The sequence below is a fragment of the Sphingobium sp. LMA1-1-1.1 genome, from assembly GCF_040676365.1.
Classification (GTDB): Bacteria; Pseudomonadota; Alphaproteobacteria; order Sphingomonadales; family Sphingomonadaceae; genus Sphingobium.
The window spans coordinates 449,589-468,371 of record NZ_JBEGHS010000023.1 but is presented as its reverse complement, the minus strand read 5'-3'; the positions used below and the strand labels follow the sequence as shown (position 1 = coordinate 468,371).

The 18,783-nt window shown below is 62.8% G+C and carries 18 protein-coding genes; 15 read left to right on the top strand and 3 right to left on the bottom strand.

Annotation, left to right across the window (positions count from 1 at the left end; translation table 11 throughout):
• Positions 1-211 precede the first annotated feature (211 nt).
• The 14 genes from MRBLMA1_RS13585 to MRBLMA1_RS13520 all read left to right on the top strand — a co-directional run bounded on the left by MRBLMA1_RS13585 (position 212) and on the right by MRBLMA1_RS13520 (position 14,052).
• The gene (locus MRBLMA1_RS13585) at positions 212-1,147 is read left to right on the top strand and encodes a glycosyltransferase family 2 protein (protein WP_363737352.1); all 936 of its coding nucleotides are present in this window, start codon (positions 212-214) and stop codon (positions 1,145-1,147) included.
• A 3-nt stretch (positions 1,148-1,150) separates the two neighbouring features.
• A complete protein-coding gene (locus MRBLMA1_RS13580; protein ID WP_363737351.1) occupies positions 1,151-2,128 on the top strand; it encodes a glycosyltransferase family 2 protein in 978 nt (325 codons plus the stop codon).
• Positions 2,121-3,284 (top strand): FAD-dependent oxidoreductase, encoded by a 1,164-nt coding sequence (locus MRBLMA1_RS13575; RefSeq protein WP_363737350.1) that lies wholly within the window; start codon positions 2,121-2,123, stop codon positions 3,282-3,284. The genes MRBLMA1_RS13580 and MRBLMA1_RS13575 overlap by 8 nt, the downstream gene beginning before the upstream one ends.
• The gene (locus tag MRBLMA1_RS13570; RefSeq protein WP_363737349.1) at positions 3,277-4,011 is read left to right on the top strand and encodes a hypothetical protein; all 735 of its coding nucleotides are present in this window, start codon (positions 3,277-3,279) and stop codon (positions 4,009-4,011) included. The genes MRBLMA1_RS13575 and MRBLMA1_RS13570 overlap by 8 nt, the downstream gene beginning before the upstream one ends.
• Positions 4,008-5,198 (top strand): glycosyltransferase, encoded by a 1,191-nt coding sequence (locus MRBLMA1_RS13565; RefSeq protein ID WP_363737348.1) that lies wholly within the window; start codon positions 4,008-4,010, stop codon positions 5,196-5,198. The genes MRBLMA1_RS13570 and MRBLMA1_RS13565 overlap by 4 nt, the downstream gene beginning before the upstream one ends.
• Positions 5,195-6,412, top strand: a complete 1,218-nt coding sequence (locus tag MRBLMA1_RS13560) for a polysaccharide biosynthesis protein (protein WP_363737347.1) — start codon at positions 5,195-5,197, stop codon at positions 6,410-6,412. The genes MRBLMA1_RS13565 and MRBLMA1_RS13560 overlap by 4 nt, the downstream gene beginning before the upstream one ends.
• Before the next feature lie 3 nt (positions 6,413-6,415).
• Entirely contained in the window at positions 6,416-8,212 is a 1,797-nt protein-coding gene (locus tag MRBLMA1_RS13555; protein WP_363737346.1) for an HAD-IIIC family phosphatase, read from the top strand.
• Positions 8,209-8,442, top strand: coding sequence for an acyl carrier protein (locus tag MRBLMA1_RS13550; protein WP_363737345.1), 234 nt, complete (start codon positions 8,209-8,211; stop codon positions 8,440-8,442). The genes MRBLMA1_RS13555 and MRBLMA1_RS13550 overlap by 4 nt, the downstream gene beginning before the upstream one ends.
• Positions 8,443-8,446: 4 nt before the next feature.
• Positions 8,447-8,977, top strand: a complete 531-nt coding sequence (locus tag MRBLMA1_RS13545) for an acyltransferase (protein ID WP_363737344.1) — start codon at positions 8,447-8,449, stop codon at positions 8,975-8,977.
• A complete protein-coding gene (locus tag MRBLMA1_RS13540; RefSeq protein ID WP_363737343.1) occupies positions 8,974-9,531 on the top strand; it encodes an acyltransferase in 558 nt (185 codons plus the stop codon). The genes MRBLMA1_RS13545 and MRBLMA1_RS13540 overlap by 4 nt, the downstream gene beginning before the upstream one ends.
• 10 nt (positions 9,532-9,541) lie before the next feature.
• Positions 9,542-11,002, top strand: a complete 1,461-nt coding sequence (locus MRBLMA1_RS13535; protein ID WP_363737342.1) for a lipopolysaccharide biosynthesis protein — start codon at positions 9,542-9,544, stop codon at positions 11,000-11,002.
• 260 nt (positions 11,003-11,262) lie between these two features.
• Positions 11,263-13,197: a PAS domain S-box protein gene (locus tag MRBLMA1_RS13530; RefSeq protein ID WP_363737341.1), complete on the top strand. Its 1,935-nt coding sequence runs from the start codon at positions 11,263-11,265 to the stop codon at positions 13,195-13,197.
• Positions 13,184-13,810: a response regulator transcription factor gene (locus tag MRBLMA1_RS13525; protein ID WP_363737340.1), complete on the top strand. Its 627-nt coding sequence runs from the start codon at positions 13,184-13,186 to the stop codon at positions 13,808-13,810. The genes MRBLMA1_RS13530 and MRBLMA1_RS13525 overlap by 14 nt, the downstream gene beginning before the upstream one ends.
• An 89-nt stretch (positions 13,811-13,899) precedes the next feature.
• A complete protein-coding gene (locus tag MRBLMA1_RS13520; RefSeq protein WP_363737339.1) occupies positions 13,900-14,052 on the top strand; it encodes a hypothetical protein in 153 nt (50 codons plus the stop codon).
• On the opposite strand, the gene MRBLMA1_RS13515 is transcribed toward MRBLMA1_RS13520, so the two are convergent.
• Positions 14,049-14,450 carry a hypothetical protein gene (locus MRBLMA1_RS13515; RefSeq protein WP_363737338.1) on the bottom strand — a complete coding sequence of 134 codons (402 nt, stop codon included), beginning with the start codon at positions 14,448-14,450 and terminating at the stop codon, positions 14,049-14,051. The genes MRBLMA1_RS13520 and MRBLMA1_RS13515 overlap by 4 nt on opposite strands.
• Before the next feature lie 277 nt (positions 14,451-14,727).
• On the opposite strand from MRBLMA1_RS13515, the gene MRBLMA1_RS13510 reads away from it, so the two are divergent.
• A complete protein-coding gene (locus MRBLMA1_RS13510) occupies positions 14,728-16,119 on the top strand; it encodes a sugar transferase (RefSeq protein WP_414714728.1) in 1,392 nt (463 codons plus the stop codon).
• A gap of 76 nt (positions 16,120-16,195) precedes the next feature.
• Here the strand turns inward: MRBLMA1_RS13510 and MRBLMA1_RS13505 are convergent, their stop codons facing one another.
• Both MRBLMA1_RS13505 and MRBLMA1_RS13500 read right to left on the bottom strand, forming a co-directional pair.
• Positions 16,196-17,167, bottom strand: coding sequence for an alpha/beta hydrolase (locus tag MRBLMA1_RS13505; RefSeq protein WP_363737337.1), 972 nt, complete (start codon positions 17,165-17,167; stop codon positions 16,196-16,198).
• A 25-nt stretch (positions 17,168-17,192) separates the two neighbouring features.
• Positions 17,193-18,761, bottom strand: a complete 1,569-nt coding sequence (locus tag MRBLMA1_RS13500) for an alpha-N-arabinofuranosidase (RefSeq protein WP_363737336.1) — start codon at positions 18,759-18,761, stop codon at positions 17,193-17,195.
• Positions 18,762-18,783 lie beyond the last annotated feature (22 nt).

Below are 18,783 nucleotides of genomic sequence, written 5' to 3'. Positions count from 1 at the left end.
AGGATGTTCGATGGCCCAAGAATTCGATCTAACAGTATTCAAGTCAATATACGGGAGAACGCCTAGCCGTAGGTATGACTACATAATGGTATGTTTCTGCAATTCATGTGAATGTGTTTCTGAGGTCGCGGAATCGATTGGCGTGGAACCCGATTGTGGAAATCTTGAGGGCATCGCCGGCAATATTTTATAATATTGTAGGAATGAACGCATGGTCGATGTTTCTATTGTCGTCCCTCTTTATAATGAAGAGGACAATATAGGGCTCTTGCATGAAGCGATCAGCCATGCATTGGCGGATTTTCAACCCAGCTATGAAGTCGTGCTGGTTGACGACGGAAGCAGGGATGCGACATTTGTCCGCGCCGCGGAAGTTGTCGAGCGGGACAGGCGTGTGCGCATAGTAAAATTCCGCGGCAATTACGGCCAGACCGCGGCGATGGCGGCCGGTATCCAGAATGCCCGCGGCGACATCATTGTCACGATGGACGGCGACCTGCAGAACGACCCGTTGGACATACCGCGCATGGTCGAGCTGATCCACGCCGGGCATGACATCGTCGTCGGCTGGCGCAGGAAGCGACAGGATGGCGGGCTGCGCGTCTTCGTATCGAAATGCGCCAACCGCATCATGGCCCGGCTGATGGGCGTGGCGGTACGGGATAGCGGCTGTTCGCTGAAGGCCTTCCGCAGCATCCTCATCAAGTGCTTGCCCATGTATGGAGAGATGCACCGCTTCATTCCGGCCCTATCGCGCCTTGCCGGCGCGCGGCTGGCGCAGATCGAAGTCCGGCACCATCCGCGTCAGTTCGGCGTCTCCAAATATGGTTTCTCGCGGATTTATAAGGTGATGCTGGACATCGTTTCGATCCGCATCCTGCTTAGCTTCGTGCGGCGGCCCATGGCATGGCCGCGGCACATGATAGTCGGCATCACCCTGCTTGGCCTGCTGTCCGTCGCGGTAGCGATCTGGGGCGAGGGGCTGGCACTGCCGATGCTGGCGATTGGCGTACTCTGGCTGTCGCTGGCGCTGTTCCTGCTGGGTTGGGCGGTGATCGGACAGATGCTCGCCAGCCTGACCGGGAATGTTTCCGATTTTGCGTCGCTAGGCGCGAAACTGTCGACCCAAATCAAATCGGGGAATTGAGCAATGGTTGCCACGGCAAAGCTGGATCTGGTCAAAGTCATGGACATCTCTGTCATCGTCCCTGTCCTCAAGCGTTTCGATGATGTTGCAAGCGTCTACGGTGAATATCGGGATAGAATCGTGGCCTCGGGGAAAAGTTATGAGTTCATTTTCGTCGTCGATGGACAGCCGGATTACCCGGTCTCCACGCTGGAGCAATTGCAGCGCGACGGCGAACCCATAGAGATCATCCGCTTCGGCCGGGAGTTCGGCGAATCGGCCTGCCTGCGCGAAGGTATCCGCCAGTCGACCGGACGACACCTGCTGTTCCTGCCCGCCTATTTCCAGATCGGTGGCGCGGCGATCTCCGAACTTCTGGACCATCTGGACGAAGCCGACGTCGTCGCCGCCCGTCGCGACAGGCGGGCGGATGCCATGTTCAACCGGCTGCGCGGCTGGGGTTTTCAGAAGATGGCGCGCTTCGCCGGGGCCAAATATGATGATCCAGGTTGCCTCGTCCGCGCCGTCCATCGGAGTGTGTTCGACGAGATTCCGATCCAGGATGAAAAGCAGCGCTTCCTGCCCCTGCTGGCGGAGGTGCACGGCTTCAAGGTCGTCCAACTCACCTTGCCTCAGGCGGAAAGCGACGCGGGCCGGCCGCAGCATAAGCCGGGCGTCTATTTCGACGTGATGATGGACCTGCTGGCCGTCGGCTTCCTCGTCCGTTTCATGCAACGTCCATTCCGCTTCTTCGGCACTGTGGGCGCGGCGTCGATCCTGTGTAGCCTGGCCCTGATGGCTTTCCTGCTGTTCCAGCGGGAGGTCAGCAATATTCCGCTGAGTGACCGGCCATTGCTGGTGCTGGTCGTGCTGCTGCTGGTGCTGGGCATCCAGATCGCGGCGATCGGCCTGATCGCGGAGATCGTCATCTTCACCCGCGGCGACGGCAAGCAGCATTATCGTGTCGAAAAGATCGTGGAGCATGTGTCCGCCGATGCCTGAAACCATAATAATAGGGGCAGGCATCCAGGGCACCACGCTGGCACTGGCCGCGCTCGAACGGGGCGTGTGCCCGGTCCTGGTCGATCGGGATGATCATCCCTCCGGCGCGTCCGTCAACAGCTATGGCATCATCCATGGCGGGTTGCGTTACCTCCAGTCGATGAACATCCCCCGCTGGGTGCGCAGCCGCCGCGCGCAGAACTGGTATATCGACCGCTATCCGCATCAGGTCCGGCCACTGCGCTGTGTGATGCCGCTCTATGACGGTACCCCCCGGTCGCCCCGCCTGTTCGCCCTCGCGCGAGGACTTGACCATATGCTGCGAACGGCACTCGGCCAGCATGTGCCGCTTCCCAAAGACGGGGCCTGTTCGCGGCAGGAGGTCTTGCAGGCCTATGATGTCGCGGCTCACGGTCTGCTGGGCGGCGCGGTCTGGTATGATGCGCAGTTGCTGAACCCGCCCGCGTTGCTGAGGGAAATGCTGGCTGAGGTGGAGCAGCGCGGCGGCGTCGTCCTGCGCTCCACTGAGATAACCGGCCTGATCGAGCAGGGCGGAGGCGTCCGGGCCGTCCAGTTGCGGAACGTGAAGGACGGGCGGGAGCAGAGGATCGCTGCCGACCTGCTATTCGATTGCGGTGGCGCGCAAGCGGGGCGCTGCCTCGGTCCGGCGCGCCGGGTGCCGAGCGCGGCGGTCCTCGCCTTCAACCTGCTGATGGACATTCCCGCGCCCCCCGCCAGCGACGCCTATGCCCTGTCGCCTACGCCCGGCCGCGGCCGCAGCTTCTTCTTTCGCCGCTATGGCGCAGCGACGCTGGTCGGCACTTTCTACCGTCCCGGACCCGGCAGCCTTTCGCCTCAACCGACGGCGGAGGATGTCCGGTCCGCCCTCACATCCATTCGCCAATGCCTTCCGAACCTTGAACTGGACGAAGGATCGGTGCTGGCCATCTATGCCGGTCTGCTGCCGGATCGTGACGGCAGCGGGCGGGCGCTTCATCCCGGAGACCGGCATTTGCGTCCCGGGCCGGAGGGCTATCATATGCTATTGGGCGGCAAGCTGACCACCGCGCCGCTGCTGAGCGAACAGGTGGCGCGCCGCCTGTGGCCCGCCGCGCTCTTGCCGCAAACCGGCGGATGGCGACCGCGTCATGCCTGAACTGATGATCGACGCGCACGTCCATCTGCATCCCGGCGACGACCCATGGGACAGGTTGATGCAGGCGCATGAACGCATGATGGCGGCGGCGGGTGGGAAGGATTGCCTGGCTGTCTTCATGCTGGCGGAGCAACAGGGGTGCGATGCGTTCGGAACGTTGAAGGCATCGGCGCGGACCACGGCGGAACCGGAAAGCCTCTGGCTGGAAACCGGTTCGGCAGACCTGCTGGTGCTGGCCGGAAGGCAGGTCGTCAGCGCCGAAAGGCTCGAGATGCTGGCGCTGGCTACGGCCGCCGACTTTGTCGATGGCGCGCCGGCCGAACAATTGATCGAGGCGATGGACGCTGCGGACGCGCTGATCATCCTTCCCTGGGGCGTCGGCAAATGGGCCGGTGCGCGAGGGCGGCTGGTCGACAGGCTGCTGGCCGGAGATTCGGAGGAGCGACTGCTGTTGGGCGACAATGGCGGGCGTCCTGCTTTCTGGCCGGAACGTCGCTTCCGCCATCGGACGGTTCTGCGCGGATCGGACCCCTTGCCGTTGGGGGGCGATGCCCGGCGGATCGGTACTTTCGGGACCATGGTGCAGGGCAGGCTTTCGGCCGATCGTCCCGGCCGCGACCTGCGCCTGCTGATCCGCTCGACCGGCAGGCAGGCGCGGCATTATGGTGCGCTCGCCGGGCCGTTGCATTTCCTCGGCAACCAGTTTCGCCTGAGAATGGCCTCATGAAGATATTGATGCTGGCGCCACAGCCCTTTTACGAGGAACGCGGCACGCCCATTGCCGTGCGAATGGCAGCCGAAGCCTTGGCTGCGCAGGGACATGAGGTTGATCTGTTGAGCTTCCATGAGGGGCGCGACGTGCCGATGCCCGGCGTGCGGCATCACCGCATCGCGGCTCCGCCGGGGGTGCGGAATGTCCCGATCGGCTTTTCGCTCAAGAAGCTCGCCTGCGATTTCTGGATGCTCTTCACCGCGATCGGCCTGCTTCGGCGCTATCGTCATCATGTGATCCACGCTGTCGAGGAGGCGGCCTTCTTCGCGCTGCCCCTGTCCCGGCTCTTCGGAATCTGCCTCGTCTATGATGCGGATTCGATCCTGAGCGAGCAGATCGTCGAGAAATGGCCCGGAGCCGGCGTCTTCGCCTGGATCGTCGAGCGATGCGAGCAATTCGTCTTCCGCCGCAGCGATCTGGTGATCGCCGTCTGCCCCGCCATCCTGCAAAGCGCCAGCCGTTTCGCAGCCCCCGGGCGCATCCATCTGCTGCCCGACGTCGCGATGGAAGGACCCGCTGCTGCAGCACCCGTCGAAGATCTGCGCCTCTATGCGAAGGATCGTCCGCTCGCGCTCTATGTCGGCAATCTGGAATCCTATCAGGGTGTCCGCCTGCTGATCGAAGCGATGGCGGCCCTTGCGCCTGTTGAGCGCCCCGCGCTGGTCGTGATAGGCGGCCAGGCGGACCATGTCGCGCAGCATCGGCAATTCGCCTTGCAACGCGGGCTGGAAGGCGACGTGCATCTGCTGGGGCCGCGCCCGCTGGATGGCCTCAGCCACTATCTGGCGCAGGCGGACATCCTCTGCTCGCCGCGCCTGAAGGGCCGGAACACGCCGATGAAGATCTTCTCCTATATGGCGTCGGGCAGGGCGCTGCTGGCAACCGATATCGAAAGCCATTCCCAGGTTCTGGATGGTCGTTGCGCCATGCTGACACCGGTAACGCCGCAGGACATGGCGGAAGGGCTGCGACGGCTCTGCGCTGACGACGCGCTGAGAGAGGGTCTGGGGAAGGCGGCGGCCACAAGGGCTCGGCTCGACTATGGCCATGCCGCCTTCGTCGAGCGGCTGCGGAGCGCCTATGCCGTGCTTTCGTCAGATGTCACGACACCCCCTTCGCCCACAGCGCTGGAGGCCGCATGACGGCCATCGGCACCAGCGCGCGGGTGGTGAAGGGCGCACCCTCCAGCCTGTTCGCCGCGCTGGGTTTCGGTCTGTCGGGCGCAGCCTTCACCCTGGGCATGCTTCTGCTGGCGCGGGTGCTGCCGGTGGAGGCTTATGGCCGTTTCACGCTGGCGGTTGCTTTGTTCAATATCTTCGGCCTGCTGACGCCGATGGGCGTGGATCAGTTGTTCCTGCGCGGGCCGATGCGGGCGGGAAGGGGCTTGCTGGCTTTCCTCATCCTCTCCGGCCTTGTGGTGGGCGGTGTGGTGGGCGCGGTAACTGGCCTGCTGGGCGGACTGCACCGGGGCGAGGCATGGCTGACGGCCTTGGCAATTGCCGGCGGCGGGCTTGTCGCGGCGACCAGCACCGGCCTTCGCGCATGGGAGATGCCCGGTGCCTCCATGCTGCTCGCGATTTCGGCCAGTTTCATCCTCCTGCTTGCCGGAACCCTGACTGTCCTTCTCGGCATCAAGCATGGGGCGACGCCTCTTGCCATATTCGCCGCCGGAAACATCGTCTTCGGCGCGATCGGCTGGAGTCTTTTGCGATGCAGGGCGAAGGACGGCGATGTCGGCCATCCCGCCCGGCGCTGGCGCGAGGCGGGGTCAATGCTGGGCCTCGTCGCCCTCGGCACGCTGTCGCTACAGATCGAACGGATCGTCATTCCGATCCTGCTGGACCTGAAGGATCTGGCGTTGTTCGGCGTGCTGGCGTCGGTCGCGATTTTTCCCTTCCGCCTGCTCGCTTCCGGCGTTGGCTTCACCCTCGCGCCCCGGCTGATCGGTGCGGAACCGGCGCGCCGACAGGCCATTGTGCTGGCGGAGGCCAGGCCGCTGCTCGCGGTGATCATCGTGGCGACGGCGGGCCTTGCCGTCTGCGGCCCGTTGCTCGCCACGATGGTGACCGGTGGCCTCTACGCCATCAGTCCGGCCCTGGTCTTCGCCGCCTGCGTGAACGGTGTGGGAAAGGTCGCCATGGCCTTCCCCCGAGCGATGCTCACGGCGGCGGGATCGCCCGCCGATCTGGTGCTGCTCAACGGATGGGGCGTGGTGGGTCTGGCGCTGACGGTCAGCGGTGCGCTGGCCGGGGCCGCTTACGGCATCACCGGGCTGCTATGGGGCGCGACGCTGGGCGGTGCGATCCCCACGCTCTTTACCCTGCACCTCGCCTGGCGTCGGCTTGGAAAGGATTGAGACATGACCACCCAAATGGGCTTTTCTGAGATGATGCAATCCCTGTACATCGGATCGGCGTCGCTTGATTATCGCAAGACCGGCAGGCTATTGCGCGAGATGGAGGCGCAGGCCGGCGTGCGCGTCGCGCTGATGGGCAATGTCACGCTGGACCTTCTCACCCCCTTCCTGCGTGTGGAGGCCGCGAAGGTCGGCCAGATGTCCGCATTCCATGTCAGCCCCTTCGGTCAATATATGCAGGATCTGCATGGCGAGGCGCTGCAGTGCTTCGATCCCCACGTCATCGTTCTGCTACTGTCGGCGGAGGTGATGCGGCCCGATGCCTTCGCACGGTTCCATCAACTTTCCGTTGAGGACCGTCATCGCTTGCGGGCCGATATGGCGGCGGAGATAGAGGGTTGGATCGACAGCGCGGTCATGCGCACCACAGCGACGCTGATGGTAGCCAATTTCCCCTGTCCTTCCAGCGCGCTGGGCGTCGCGGACCTCAGCAGTGAATATGGCGAGCGCGAATTCTTCCTGGAGCTGAACCTGGCGTTGATCCGCGCCGTACGGGCGCGCCCCAGGGCGATGATGCTGGACGTGGTCGAAGCGATGGGCCGGGTCGGCGCGCGGCATGCGATAGACCGCCGGATGCACTATCTCGCCGGGTTGGGCTGGACCGACATGATGATGCGGGAATTCGGCGCGGTCTTCGCCCATGCGCTTGTGGGCGCACTCGGAGCAGCGCGCAAATGCCTGGTGCTGGACCTCGACAACAGCCTGTGGGGCGGGGTGGTGGGCGAGGACGGGCCGCACGGTATCCGCATCGGCCGCGGCGACATGGTGGGTGAGGCGTTCCGTGCCTTCCAACTCCGCATCAAGGCGCTCAAGGAACGCGGCATCATGCTCGCATTGTGCAGCAAGAACAATCCGGAAGATGTCGAGGAAGTGTTTCGCCTGCGTACCGACATGCCGCTACAATTGTCGGACATGGCGGCGACGGCGATAGGCTGGGATACCAAATATGCGAGTATAGAGAAGATCGCGAGCCAGCTCAATATCGGTCTGGACGCTCTGGTGTTCCTGGATGACAACGCGGCGGAGATCGCGGCCGTGCGGCAATATTGCCCGGATGTCCATGCGGTGCTTCTGCCGCCAGATCCGTCCGACTTTGTCGATATATTGGACGCGCTGCCCTGGTTCGAGAAAAGCCGGTTGACGGCGGAGGACAGGGCCAGGACCGAACAATATGCGCTGGCTGCCAAGCGGGAGGCTCTGTGTGCTTCCTGCGATCCGATGGATTATCTGCGCGACCTTGACATGCGCGCGGCGGTCCGCGACGCGGGGCCTGCAGACCTGCTGAGAGTGCATCAGCTTTTCAACAAGACCAACCAGTTCAACCTGACCACCGGCCGCCCGACCATGGGGGAGGTGGAGGCGATGATGACCGGCCCGGCATGGCAGCTCATCGTTGCGGATCTGCGCGACCGCTTCGGGGAATTGGGCACGGTCGCGATCTGCGCCTTGAGGCGAGAGGGCACGGCGCTCCATATCGGACATTTGCTGATGAGTTGCCGCGCCATGGGCCGCGGCCTGGAACATGCCATGATGAATGAGGTCAAGCGTCGCTTTCTGGAAAGCGACGCCGCATTCCTGCACGGCAGCTACGTTCCGACGGCCAAGAACGATCCGGTGCGCGGCTTTTTCGACGATCAGGGCTTTGCCGCCATCAAGGGCGGCGACGGCACGGACTACGCGCTTTCCCGCGCGGATGTCGCGTTCAGGGAATGCGACTGGATCATGCTGGAGGCGAGATGATGACTGTGGATATGGACGACCTGCTGAACCTCGTCGGTGATATCATCGAAGTCGATCCGTCCCGGATAGACCTGCGCCTGGACCGGGACGGGGTTCCCGGCTGGGATTCGCTGGCCCATCTGCGGATCATCACGGCGTTCGAAGCGCAATATGGCGTGCGCCTCAGCATGGAGCAGATTGCCGGAATACGTACGGTGGAACAATTGTCGCAGACATTGGGCGAGGCATGACGCCATGCGCCTGGGTGTCGCCATACGCCGTTTCGCCATTCCAGGCTTCGTGCACAGCCTCTACCATCTGTTCGTCGGGCGCGCGATCGTCAGCCCGCGCGCGGAACTGGAATGGAGCAGGCTGCTGAAGATCGGTCGCAAGTCGCAGATCAGTTCCTTCGTGAAGATCAAGGCGAGCGAAGGGCCGGTGAGGGTGGGTGAACGGACCGACATAGGCTGCGGCGTGTTCATCGCCGGGCACAGCCATGGCATCGTCATCGGCAACGACTGCCTGATCAGTCCCAACGTATCGATTATCGGCGTCAATTACCGTTATGACCGCGCCGACCTGCCGATCCGCGAACAGGGAGTGCAGTCGGCTGGCCCGACCCGCATCGGCAACAATGTCTGGATCGGCGCGGGCGCGGTGATCCTGGACAATAGCCAGATAGAGGATGGCGCGATCATAGCGCCGAACGCGGTGGTGTCGGGCCGGGTGCCCGCCATGTCGGTCATGTCGGGCAATCCCGCCAAGCTGGTGTTCATGCGCCGATGAGGCTCTTCGTCACCGCCCGGCTCGACGACCTCTATGCGCGATGGACCCGCTGGCGTCTGCGGGTGACAGGCGGCAAAGGGGGCCGTGCTCTGCGGGTGCGGGGTGGCGTGCCCTATCTCGCTGGGCAACTTGTTCTGGGTGAGGCCGTGCGCTTGCGCAACGAGCCCGCCCGCATCAGGCTGAAGGCCGTTGGCAGCGGCCGGATCGTCCTGGGCGATCAGGTGTCGCTCAACAGTGGCGTCACCATCTTCAGCGCCGCCAGCGTGGAGATCGGCGCCTTCAGCCGGATCGGGGACCATGCCAGCCTGTTCGACACCAGCTTCCATGCGGTCCATGAGGGGCATGCCGCACGGCCCCGGCCGATCCACATCGGCCGCAACGTCTGGATCGGGCGCCACGCCACGATCCTGCCGGGCGTGTCGATTGGCGATCACAGCGTGATAGCTGCAGGTGCAGTGGTGTTCGAGGATGTTCCCGCCCGCCAGCTCTGGCGCGGCAATCCAGCGGGTTTCGTCAAGCATGTCCGCGCGGGCGACGATTTCATAAGGCGATAAGGGAAGCATCATGTCCCCAACCACTGGCGGCATAGCCGGAAAAATCCGATCGGGCATGGCCTGGTCGCTGGTCGAAAGCTGGGGCGTTCAGGCGATTCAGTTTCTGGGGTTCATGATGGTAGCCCGCTATGTCGACGCCGCCGCGCTGGGTGTGGTCGCCATGGCGCTGCTGGCGGGGCAGTTCTTCCAGATGACCTTGCTGTCGGGCATAAGCGCCCCGATGGTCAGCGCGGGGCGCGACGATCCCGATCTGGACGATACCGCCTTCTGGATCGCCTTCACGATCGGCGCGCTGATGCTGCTGCTCACCCTCGCCTGCGCGGGTGTTGTGGAGCGGACGCTGGAGCAGCCGGGACTGGCGTGGGTGCTGCACTGGCTCAGCATCGCCAATTTTCTCTCCGCGCTGAACGTCGTGCCCCAAGCCTGGCTGACCCGGGCGTTGATGATGCGACCGCTGGCGGTGCGATCCACCCTGTCGACCTTGGCGGGCGCGCTGATTGGCATTCCGATGGCCATGGCGGGCTATGGGCTGACGGCGCTCGTGATGCAGAATATGGCGACCGCTCTGGTCGGCACTGCGATCCTCTGGGCGGGGTGTTCCCGGCGGCCGCGCTTTCGCTTCGTTCGGAAGAAGGGGCAGGAAATCTTCTTTTACAGCCGCCATGTGACGCTGACGGGCATCGCCAATTTCTTCAATTCCAACTCCGACGTGCTGATCGTGGGCGTTGTCTTGGGTGCGGCGGCGACGGGCGTCTATACGGTCGGCAAGCGCGCGCTGCTGGCGGCCAATCTGCTGCTGGCGCGGGCTCTCTCCCGGATCGCCTTCCCGGCCTTCTCGCAGCTCAAGCATGATCCGCCGCGATTGGCTGCGGCCTTCCTCAAGCTCGTCTCCGCGACATCGCTGATCACCACCCCGGCCTTCGTCGGCATGGCGCTGGTGGCCGATTCCTTCATCCATCTCTTCTTCGGGCCGCGCTGGGCAGGAGCGGTGCCGGTGATGCAATGTCTCAGCTTCTTTGGCGCGCTCCAGGCAATCGGCATTTATAATCAATCGCTTATGCTTGCCCTTGGTAAGCCACAATGGCAGACGTGGTTGGCCGCCCTCTATGCCGTGGTGAACTGCACCCTCTTCCTGGCGGCGGCGGATCAGGGGCCGGGCGCGATCGCAGCCGCCTTCACGCTCCGCGCCTGGTTGCTTTATCCGCTCTCCGTCCTGGGCGTGATCCTGTTGCTGCCGATCAGCTGGAAGGACTATTGGAAGGCCGTTCGGCCGGGCTTGTTCGCGTCCGCAGCCATGGCGGGATGCGTATTGGGCGCGCGGCCTTTTCTTGTCGAGATGGCGCCGGCGGAAGTCCTGACCCTCACTATCCTCATCGGAGCGCTGACCTATGGCATGGCCCTTTTGTTGCTCGGGCGAAACGCTCTGGTTCAGCTGTTGATGTTCGCCAAGGGGCGGTACGGAACAGTGTAACCTATGCTAGCATATTGCTCTTGGGCGATTTTGTTGCCGTAAAGATGTAAAATTCCGTAGCAATACCTACTAGGCAATCCCCGATCATGCTGTTACGACCATTGCAACGCAGCAATTTCCCTTAAGCTATTTCCCTTAAAGGGGCTGGCGTATGGGATGATGCATGAGCTGAGCCGGGCCGATCCCGGCCGGGTCCAATAAATACGGTAAACCGAGGTCGCAAGAAATAGTTCTGGGCTATAAGCGCGGAGTGAAAGACTATGCTTGCAACCGGCGCCGATGAGCGTCTTCAGCGGCGTTTCTCGCTGGCACTCATGCGTAATGCGTCGCAGCGGTTCACCCCTGCCGCGTGGATTGTCGAAGTGCGTTGGAGCGGCCTTGGCAAATATATTGCCTCGCTGATCATCGTCTTTCTCGCCTCCTCCTGGATTTTCCGCGACGGGGTCGCGTCGCTGGCTGCCGAGGACTATGCGATCCTGACCCTGATCGTGATTTCCGTCGCAACCCTGATGGGAATTGGCCCGGCCGCTGTCACTACTACCGGCCTGCTGACGGTCATCTACGCCATTGTCGACGTGCAGATCAGGGGCGGAAGCGGCGAGGACGGCCTGGCTTTCCTGCTGGTCATGGTGGCGGCCAATGGGGTGGCGTTTAAATCCACCTTCTGGCGCGCGCGGGCGGAGCGGCAAGGCGCCTATGTCAACCGGCTGACCGAGCAGTTGAAGCTGTTGACTGACGGATCGGTCAACTATGCCCTCTATATGACCGATGTGGAGGGGCGGGTCGTCCACTGGAACAGGGGCGCCCAACGCTTCACCGGTTGGGACAGCCGCGACATCATGAATCGCCCCGTATCGCTGCTCTACTCACAGCTTCCCGGCATGGGGGACAATATGGCCGAAGCCTTCGCCCTTGCCAAGGAGCATGGGAGTTGCGAATTCGACTGCTATTTCATCAGGAACGACCGTAGTGCCTTCATGCAGAATTGCGTGGTGACGGCGCTGCGGGACGGCAAGGGTCGGCTCCAGGGTTTCGCCAAGCTGGTACGCGACGTGACGGCGGAAAGGGCGCAGGAAGTCGCCCTGCAGGAACGGGAAGCGGAACTGCGCTCCATTCTGGAAACGGCCCCCGATGCGGTGTTCGTCGTCGATATTTCGGGGCGAATCGATTATATGAACAGCACCGCCTGTCGCATGTTCGGCTATGGTCTGCGCGAACTGGAAGGCGGAGAATTCGATCTTCTCCTGACCGGGGCGCAGCCGCCGCGAGAGGTTCGCGAAGAGCCTCTCCATGTCGAGAGCGATACCCCGCTATCCTATCCACGCAGGCTGATCGGTCGCCGCCGCAATGGCTCCAACTTTCCTATCGAGATGAGCTTCGTGAAGATGGAGGGCGCGCATGAGACGCACTATACTGCCTTCATCCGCGACCTGACCGAACCGGAGGCGACCAAGGCGCGGCTGGAACTGCTCCAGACCGAGATGCTGCACGGTACCCGCTACAGCGCAATGGGTGCGATGGCATCGATGCTGGCGCATGAACTGAACCAGCCGCTGACCGCGCTCGCCGCCTATATGGAGGGCAGTTCGATCCTGCTGATGCGCGGGCAGGAGGCCGACCGGCCGAAGCTGAACCGTATCTTCCGCTCTGCCGCGCAAGAGGCGGTGCGGGCCGGCGCGATCATGCGCCGCCTGCGGGATTTCGCCAGCGACGGCGAGGCGCTGTTGGAAATTCATGATGCGCAAGATGTGGTGCGCAGCAGCCTGGCGCTGATTGCGGCCATGGCCGCGGCGGCGGACATCACCGTGGAAATGGAGGTCGCGCCGGACACCGGGTCGATATTTGCCGATCCGATCCAGATTCAGCAGGTGATCGGCAATCTCTGCCGGAACGCCATCGACGCCATGCGCGACGAGCCGGAACGGCGACTGACCGTGCGGGTCGCGGCGGCAGATGACCTCACTACGCATTTTCTCGTTTCCGACACAGGCTCGGGCATTCCACCCGCGATCAAGGACCGGATTTTCGATGCCTTCGTCAGCAGCAAGGAAGAGGGTACCGGCGTCGGCCTGTCCATCTGCCGCACCATTGTCGAAGCCCATGGCGGACGGATCTGGCTGGAACCGAGCGCCACGGGAAGCTGCTTCGGTTTCAGTCTCAGACGCAAGAAGGGAAACGCCATTGGAAGTCACTAAGCTGATCCACATCGTGGATGACGAAGATTCCGTTCGCGCCGCAACGGCCTTCCTGCTGGAGCTGGAGGGCTATACGGTCCGTACCTGGCAGCGCGGCACGCATTTTCTGGCTGCGGCCGCGAATGAGCCGACGGGTTGCGTGATCATGGATCTGCGTATGCCGGAAATGGACGGGATAGAGGTGCAGCGGCGTCTGAACGAGGCGGAGCTCTATTTCCCAATCATCATGCTGACCGGCCACGGTGACATTGCCTCCACCGTGACCGCGATGAAGATGGGCGCGGTCGATTTCCTGGTGAAGCCGTTCGAGCGGGAAACGCTGCTGCGCGCGGTGGAAAATTGCTGGACGCTGTTCCAGGATAGCGGTGCGCGTCGTCAGCGGGCGATACGCGCCGGGGCCATGGTGGAAAAGCTCACGCCCCGGGAGCGCGACGTGCTGTCGGGCCTGACCATGGGCCTGCCTAACAAGCATATCGCGCTGCAATTGGGGATCAGCCCACGTACCGTGGAAATACATCGCGCCAATCTGATGTCCAAACTGGAGACGCGAAGCCTGTCCGATGCGTTGCGCGTGGCCTTTGCCGCAGGGATCGGCGGGCAGTTGGATTGTTGAGAAGACTGGCGATTTGCGACCTGTAGGTTTTCTGCGCTGAAGAGGCAGTTTCTTGAAAATGCATCGCGTTCGGCCGCCACTTCGGATGAATGAGTCATAAGAGCGGTTCGACCGGCAATGTTTTCGGTCGAACCGCTCTGTCGCGCCTGGATGCCGAGCCTTCGTCCTCCGTTCCATGGCGCGACGATGCCTTTTCCTCCTTGTTCTGGAAGTTCAGCGCGGTCGTCCTGCTGGCAATCTAATCGTGAACAGGGCATCGTCGGGCGCTGCCCCGTTCCTGACGACCTGCAATTGCGATCCGCCATTGGGGGCATGCGGCAGGCTGGTTTGCCTGCTTTTTCCGTCCAGCTGGACAGACGATTTCACCAGCCGCAGCGAGGCCCGTTTGGCGTGAGCCGACCGGCGCCATGAACGTCCTCTCCGCTTTCGCCTGATCAGATCCCAGGTGAGATAGGGCAGCGAAATGACCAGAAGATAAAGCGATACCGGCAACCATATGATCGCGAAGAGCCGATCGCGCCATCCAACCTTCACAATGTTCCGCGACTTGTTCTGCAATCGCCACAGATTGCAGGAACCATGAACCCATATCCCGGAGAGGACTGCCATCGCGATAATCATTGCCATCCTGCTCCATCATCCAATCGCAGCTCTTCGGGATGCGTCGCGAAGCTGTTTTCAGACAAAATATAGATGAAAGTAATCACCTGTCATCTACGCAGGAATACGCACCGATGGATATCGGGACGACCCGTCAACCCCTCTGTATTCTTCCGGATTGTACGTAAAGCGATAATATGTCTGATTTGGAGGGGGCAAGGATCGGTTGCAGGAACGGATATTCTGCGACAACTGCGTTTCGATCGAATGCGTGCCATGGCGCGGAGAGCCCTCCGAGCGCGCAAAATGAGGTGTGCATGTCGAGAATTGACCTGGCGATGGCGACCCGTCCAGCCGGCGGACGGGGTCCTGCCACGGCGCATCGCGCGGTGCGGATCGGGCTTTGCCTTGCACTTGCCCTGTGGGACATGGTGGCGTTGACATGCGGACTGAGCGTTGGACTGGCGCTTGCGCCCTTGGATGTCGGGCTTCGCGATAGCGGCGCTTCTGTCGCGGCGCTGCTCATGGCCTATCTCATCATCGCCTTCCACAATCAGGCCTATGACCCCCGCAGCCTTACCAACGCGACGACCAATTGCCGCAATGCCGGAAGGGCCTTCGCCGGCATGGTGCTGATCTTCTTCCTCCTGCTGTTCGCGGTGAAATCCGCCTCGACCTTCTCACGCACCGCAGTGCTGGCCGGGCTGAGCTGTGCGGGCGGGCTGCTGCTTGCGCAACGGCTGCTGCTGAGCCGTCTTATCGAACGTCATTTCGGGGATCGGCTGTTTGCCGAGTTGTTGATCGTGGACGATTGCCCGATCCCCGAGGATCCGGGCCGGTTGGCATTGATCGATGCGCAGGCCATCGGCCTTCGCGCTGATCTGGACGACCCCTATATGCTGCACAGACTGGGTATGCTGCTGCGTGATCACGATCGGGTGGTCGTCGCCTGTCCAGCTGATCGGCGTGTGGTCTGGGCGCAGATGCTGAAGGGCGGAAATATATTGGGCGAGATCATTTCTCCCGAAGTCGAATCCATGGCGCCGCTGACGGTCGGGCGCTGGCAGGACATGGCTACATTGGTAGTCGCGCGCGGGCCGTTGAACCTGGCGAACCGGGCGACGAAGCGACTGTTGGACCTGATCGTCACGGTGCCCTTGCTGATCGGATTGTTGCCGCTGATGATTGCCGTCGCCATTGCGATCAAGCTGGATTCGCCCGGTCCGGTCTTTTTCCGCCAGCAGCGGATCGGGCGGGGCAACACCTTGTTCAGCATCCTGAAGTTCCGCAGCATGAAGGCGGAGCGATGCGACCTGGACGGCGTCCGGTCGGCCAGTCGCACTGACGACAGGACCACGCGGGTCGGCCGGATCATTCGCCGGACCAGCATCGATGAATTGCCGCAGCTCATCAATGTCCTTCTGGGGGAGATGAGTCTTGTCGGGCCAAGACCTCATGCCATTGGATCTACTGCGGAGGACATATTGTTCTGGCGCATCGACCACCAATATTGGAAGCGGCATGCGTTGAAACCCGGAATCACTGGTCTCGCGCAGATTCGCGGATTCAGGGGTGCAACGGAAACCCGGGCGGATATTTTACGGCGGGTTGAAGCCGACCTTGAATATATGAATGGCTGGAGCCTGATGCGCGACATCGTGATCCTTTTCGGCACCATCCAGATTCTGATGCACAGAAACGCTTTCTGATCCCTTTGCAAGAAGTCATTTCAGGATAGGAAAAGGGGCAATCCGGCCGCATGAGATCAACCCCTCCATCCCAATTTTACCGCGTCCGCTTGAGCATTCCGTGCATGTCGATCCACCGCACGAAGGCATCGAACCAGCCGGTGCTGGTGGTCGCCTTCGGATACATGCCGAAGCCGTGGCCGCCCTTTTCGTACAGGTGGAATTCCACGGGGCGACGTGCTGCACGCCAGTCGTCGATCAGCTTGAAGTCGCGATTGCCGAACAGCGGATCGTCGGCGGCGATGGCCGCGAACATCGGCGGCGCGTCCTGGGGCACGGTCATGCTGCCCAGCGGGCCGTAGATGTTGCCGATGAAGGCGGGTTTCGCCTCCGTGGTCGACAGCGTCGTCGCCATGGTCAGCATCGCCCCGGCGGAAAAGCCGATCATGCCGATCCGGTCAGGATCGACATGCCACTGCGACGCGCGGGCGCGGATCAGGCGAAAGGCCGCCGTGGAATCCGCCAGTTGCGGAGCAAGGTCGGTCGCCGCGGAGGTGGGAGCGGGCAGCGGCGTCCTGGCCGCGCCGGAGAACATTTCCTGCATCGACCGTTCGAAACCAGCCATGTCGGCCGGTGTCTGGCGCAGCCGATATTTGAGGACGAAAGCCGCAACGCCCCTGGCGGCCAGCGCTCGCGCGACGTCATAGCCCTCATTGTCCATGGAAAGCGTGCGGAAGCCGCCGCCGGGCGCCACGACTACAGCTGCGCCCGACGCCTTGGCCGGATCGGGAAGGAAGGGCGTCAATGTCGCCACCGTGACATTGCGCGCAAAGCGGCTGCCATATTGGCGGTGCCAGCTTTCCTTTGCCGTGGCGCCGGGAAGCGCGCCGGTGCCCAGTTCGATCGCGTCGGGCTGGGCAGGGGCGGCAATAGGCGTCATCCTGTCGTCCTGTGCCTGCCCCGGTGACGGAGCAGCAAGGGCGCATGCGGCGATGCCGATGGCGAGGGCGCATGCCGCCGGGAAACGGAAGGGGCGCCGCAATGCGTCGCCGGCAGATAGAAGCATCATGTCATCCTCCTCTGATCATCCATTCTCATTGCAGATCCAGCACAACCACCGACTTGGGCGGCAACGTCACCGTCAGCGCGCCGCCGCTGATCTGCGCACCTGCAAAGGCCGCGGGCTTCACCACCTCCGGCGCGTCGAAGCTGTTGTGCGAATTGATCGCCGGGGCGGTCAGGACGCGGCCTGAGACGTTCGCGGCGTTCAGCCCGTCCAGCTTCACCGTCACCGTGTTGGCCTGGTTGGGGTCGAGGTTGGACAGGGCGACATGCACCTTGCCGTCCCGCGCCCGCACCGCCGATCCGCTGACTGCCGGCATGACGAACCTGTCCTTGTTGTACCAGGGCGTGTCGATGTCGATCGGCAGCACCGTCGCGTCCTGCCAGGGCTTGTACATCTCGAAGACATGATAGGTGGGCGTCAGCACCATCTTCCTGCCCTCGGTCAGGATCATCGCCTGGAGCACGTTCACCATCTGGGCGATGGCCGTCATCCGCACCCGGTCGGCATGCCTGGCGAATATGTCCAGGTTGACCGAGGCGACCAGCGCGTCGCGCAGCGTGTTCTGCTGTCGCAGGAAGCCGGGATTGGTACCGGGATCGGGCGCATACCAGGTGCCCCATTCGTCCACCGTCAGGAAGATGCGCTTCTGCGGATCATATTTGTCCATCACCCTGCTGTGGCCGGTGATAAGCTCGTCCATCTTCCAGGTGGCGGCCAGCGTGTCGGCCCATGCGGTCTCGTCGAAATTGACCGGGTCGGCCTTGGGCGGCCAGCCACCCTGCGGCAGCGTGTAATAATGGAGGGAGAGCGCATCCAGTTGCTTGGCGGCATCGCGCATCATCACTTCGGTCCAGTTATAGTCGCCGCCATTCGCGCCCGACGCGATCCGCACCAGCGTCTTGCCAGCGGGAACCTTCAGGAAGGTCGAATAGCGCTTCGTCACGTCGGCGGCATATTCGGCACGCATATTGCCGCCGCATCCCCAAAGCTCGTTGCCGATGCCGAAGGCGGGCAGCGCCCAGGGTTCCTTATGTCCATTCTTCGCGCGCTCATCGGCCAGGCTGCCGGCGGGCGCGGTGATATATTCGACCCACTCCGCCATTTCCTGCGGTGTGCCGTTGCCGACATTGCCGGAAATATAGGCTTCCGCGCCCACTTGCCGCAGCAACTCGAAATATTCATGCGTGCCCACGCTATTGGGCTCGGTCACGCCGCCCCAATTGGTGTTGACCTTGATCGGGCGCTTTGCCCTGGGGCCGATGCCTTCCCGCCAGTGATATTCGTCCGCGAAGCAGCCGCCCGGCCAGCGGATCACCGGGACGGAAAGGTTGCGCAGCGCGGCCACCACGTCATTGCGGAAGCCGTTGGTATTGGGGATCGACCGATCATTGCCCACCCACAGGCCGCCATAGATGCCATGCCCCAGATGTTCGGCAAATTGCGTGAAGATGCGGCGGTCATAGACCGGACCGGGCCGGTCGGCATGGACGGTGGCGGTGGTCGGCTTGCCGTTGGTATCGGCGCTGGCGGTCGTCGCTGCCAATGCGCTGGCACACAGGAGCAACGCGGCAGTCTTGCGGCGCAGGGTCTTGATCATGGTCGTCCTCTTGGGAAATTGG

What these genes read in the sequence shown, in the direction of transcription:
- MRBLMA1_RS13545 (WP_363737344.1), top strand. Translation starts at nt 8,447, where the DNA reads ATGCGCCTGGGTGTCGCCATACGCCGTTTCGCCATTCCAGGCTTCGTG.
- MRBLMA1_RS13565 (WP_363737348.1), top strand. Translation starts at nt 4,008, where the DNA reads ATGAAGATATTGATGCTGGCGCCACAGCCCTTTTACGAGGAACGCGGC.
- MRBLMA1_RS13570 (WP_363737349.1), top strand. Translation starts at nt 3,277, where the DNA reads ATGCCTGAACTGATGATCGACGCGCACGTCCATCTGCATCCCGGCGAC.
- MRBLMA1_RS13535 (WP_363737342.1), top strand. Translation starts at nt 9,542, where the DNA reads ATGTCCCCAACCACTGGCGGCATAGCCGGAAAAATCCGATCGGGCATG.
- MRBLMA1_RS13555 (WP_363737346.1), top strand. Translation starts at nt 6,416, where the DNA reads ATGACCACCCAAATGGGCTTTTCTGAGATGATGCAATCCCTGTACATC.
- MRBLMA1_RS13505 (WP_363737337.1), bottom strand. Translation starts at nt 17,167, where the DNA reads ATGATGCTTCTATCTGCCGGCGACGCATTGCGGCGCCCCTTCCGTTTC.
- MRBLMA1_RS13520 (WP_363737339.1), top strand. Translation starts at nt 13,900, where the DNA reads ATGAGTCATAAGAGCGGTTCGACCGGCAATGTTTTCGGTCGAACCGCT.
- MRBLMA1_RS13530 (WP_363737341.1), top strand. Translation starts at nt 11,263, where the DNA reads ATGCTTGCAACCGGCGCCGATGAGCGTCTTCAGCGGCGTTTCTCGCTG.
- MRBLMA1_RS13585 (WP_363737352.1), top strand. Translation starts at nt 212, where the DNA reads ATGGTCGATGTTTCTATTGTCGTCCCTCTTTATAATGAAGAGGACAAT.
- MRBLMA1_RS13540 (WP_363737343.1), top strand. Translation starts at nt 8,974, where the DNA reads ATGAGGCTCTTCGTCACCGCCCGGCTCGACGACCTCTATGCGCGATGG.
- MRBLMA1_RS13515 (WP_363737338.1), bottom strand. Translation starts at nt 14,450, where the DNA reads ATGATGGAGCAGGATGGCAATGATTATCGCGATGGCAGTCCTCTCCGG.
- MRBLMA1_RS13500 (WP_363737336.1), bottom strand. Translation starts at nt 18,761, where the DNA reads ATGATCAAGACCCTGCGCCGCAAGACTGCCGCGTTGCTCCTGTGTGCC.
- MRBLMA1_RS13560 (WP_363737347.1), top strand. Translation starts at nt 5,195, where the DNA reads ATGACGGCCATCGGCACCAGCGCGCGGGTGGTGAAGGGCGCACCCTCC.
- MRBLMA1_RS13510 (WP_414714728.1), top strand. Translation starts at nt 14,728, where the DNA reads ATGTCGAGAATTGACCTGGCGATGGCGACCCGTCCAGCCGGCGGACGG.
- MRBLMA1_RS13575 (WP_363737350.1), top strand. Translation starts at nt 2,121, where the DNA reads ATGCCTGAAACCATAATAATAGGGGCAGGCATCCAGGGCACCACGCTG.
- MRBLMA1_RS13550 (WP_363737345.1), top strand. Translation starts at nt 8,209, where the DNA reads ATGATGACTGTGGATATGGACGACCTGCTGAACCTCGTCGGTGATATC.
- MRBLMA1_RS13580 (WP_363737351.1), top strand. Translation starts at nt 1,151, where the DNA reads ATGGTTGCCACGGCAAAGCTGGATCTGGTCAAAGTCATGGACATCTCT.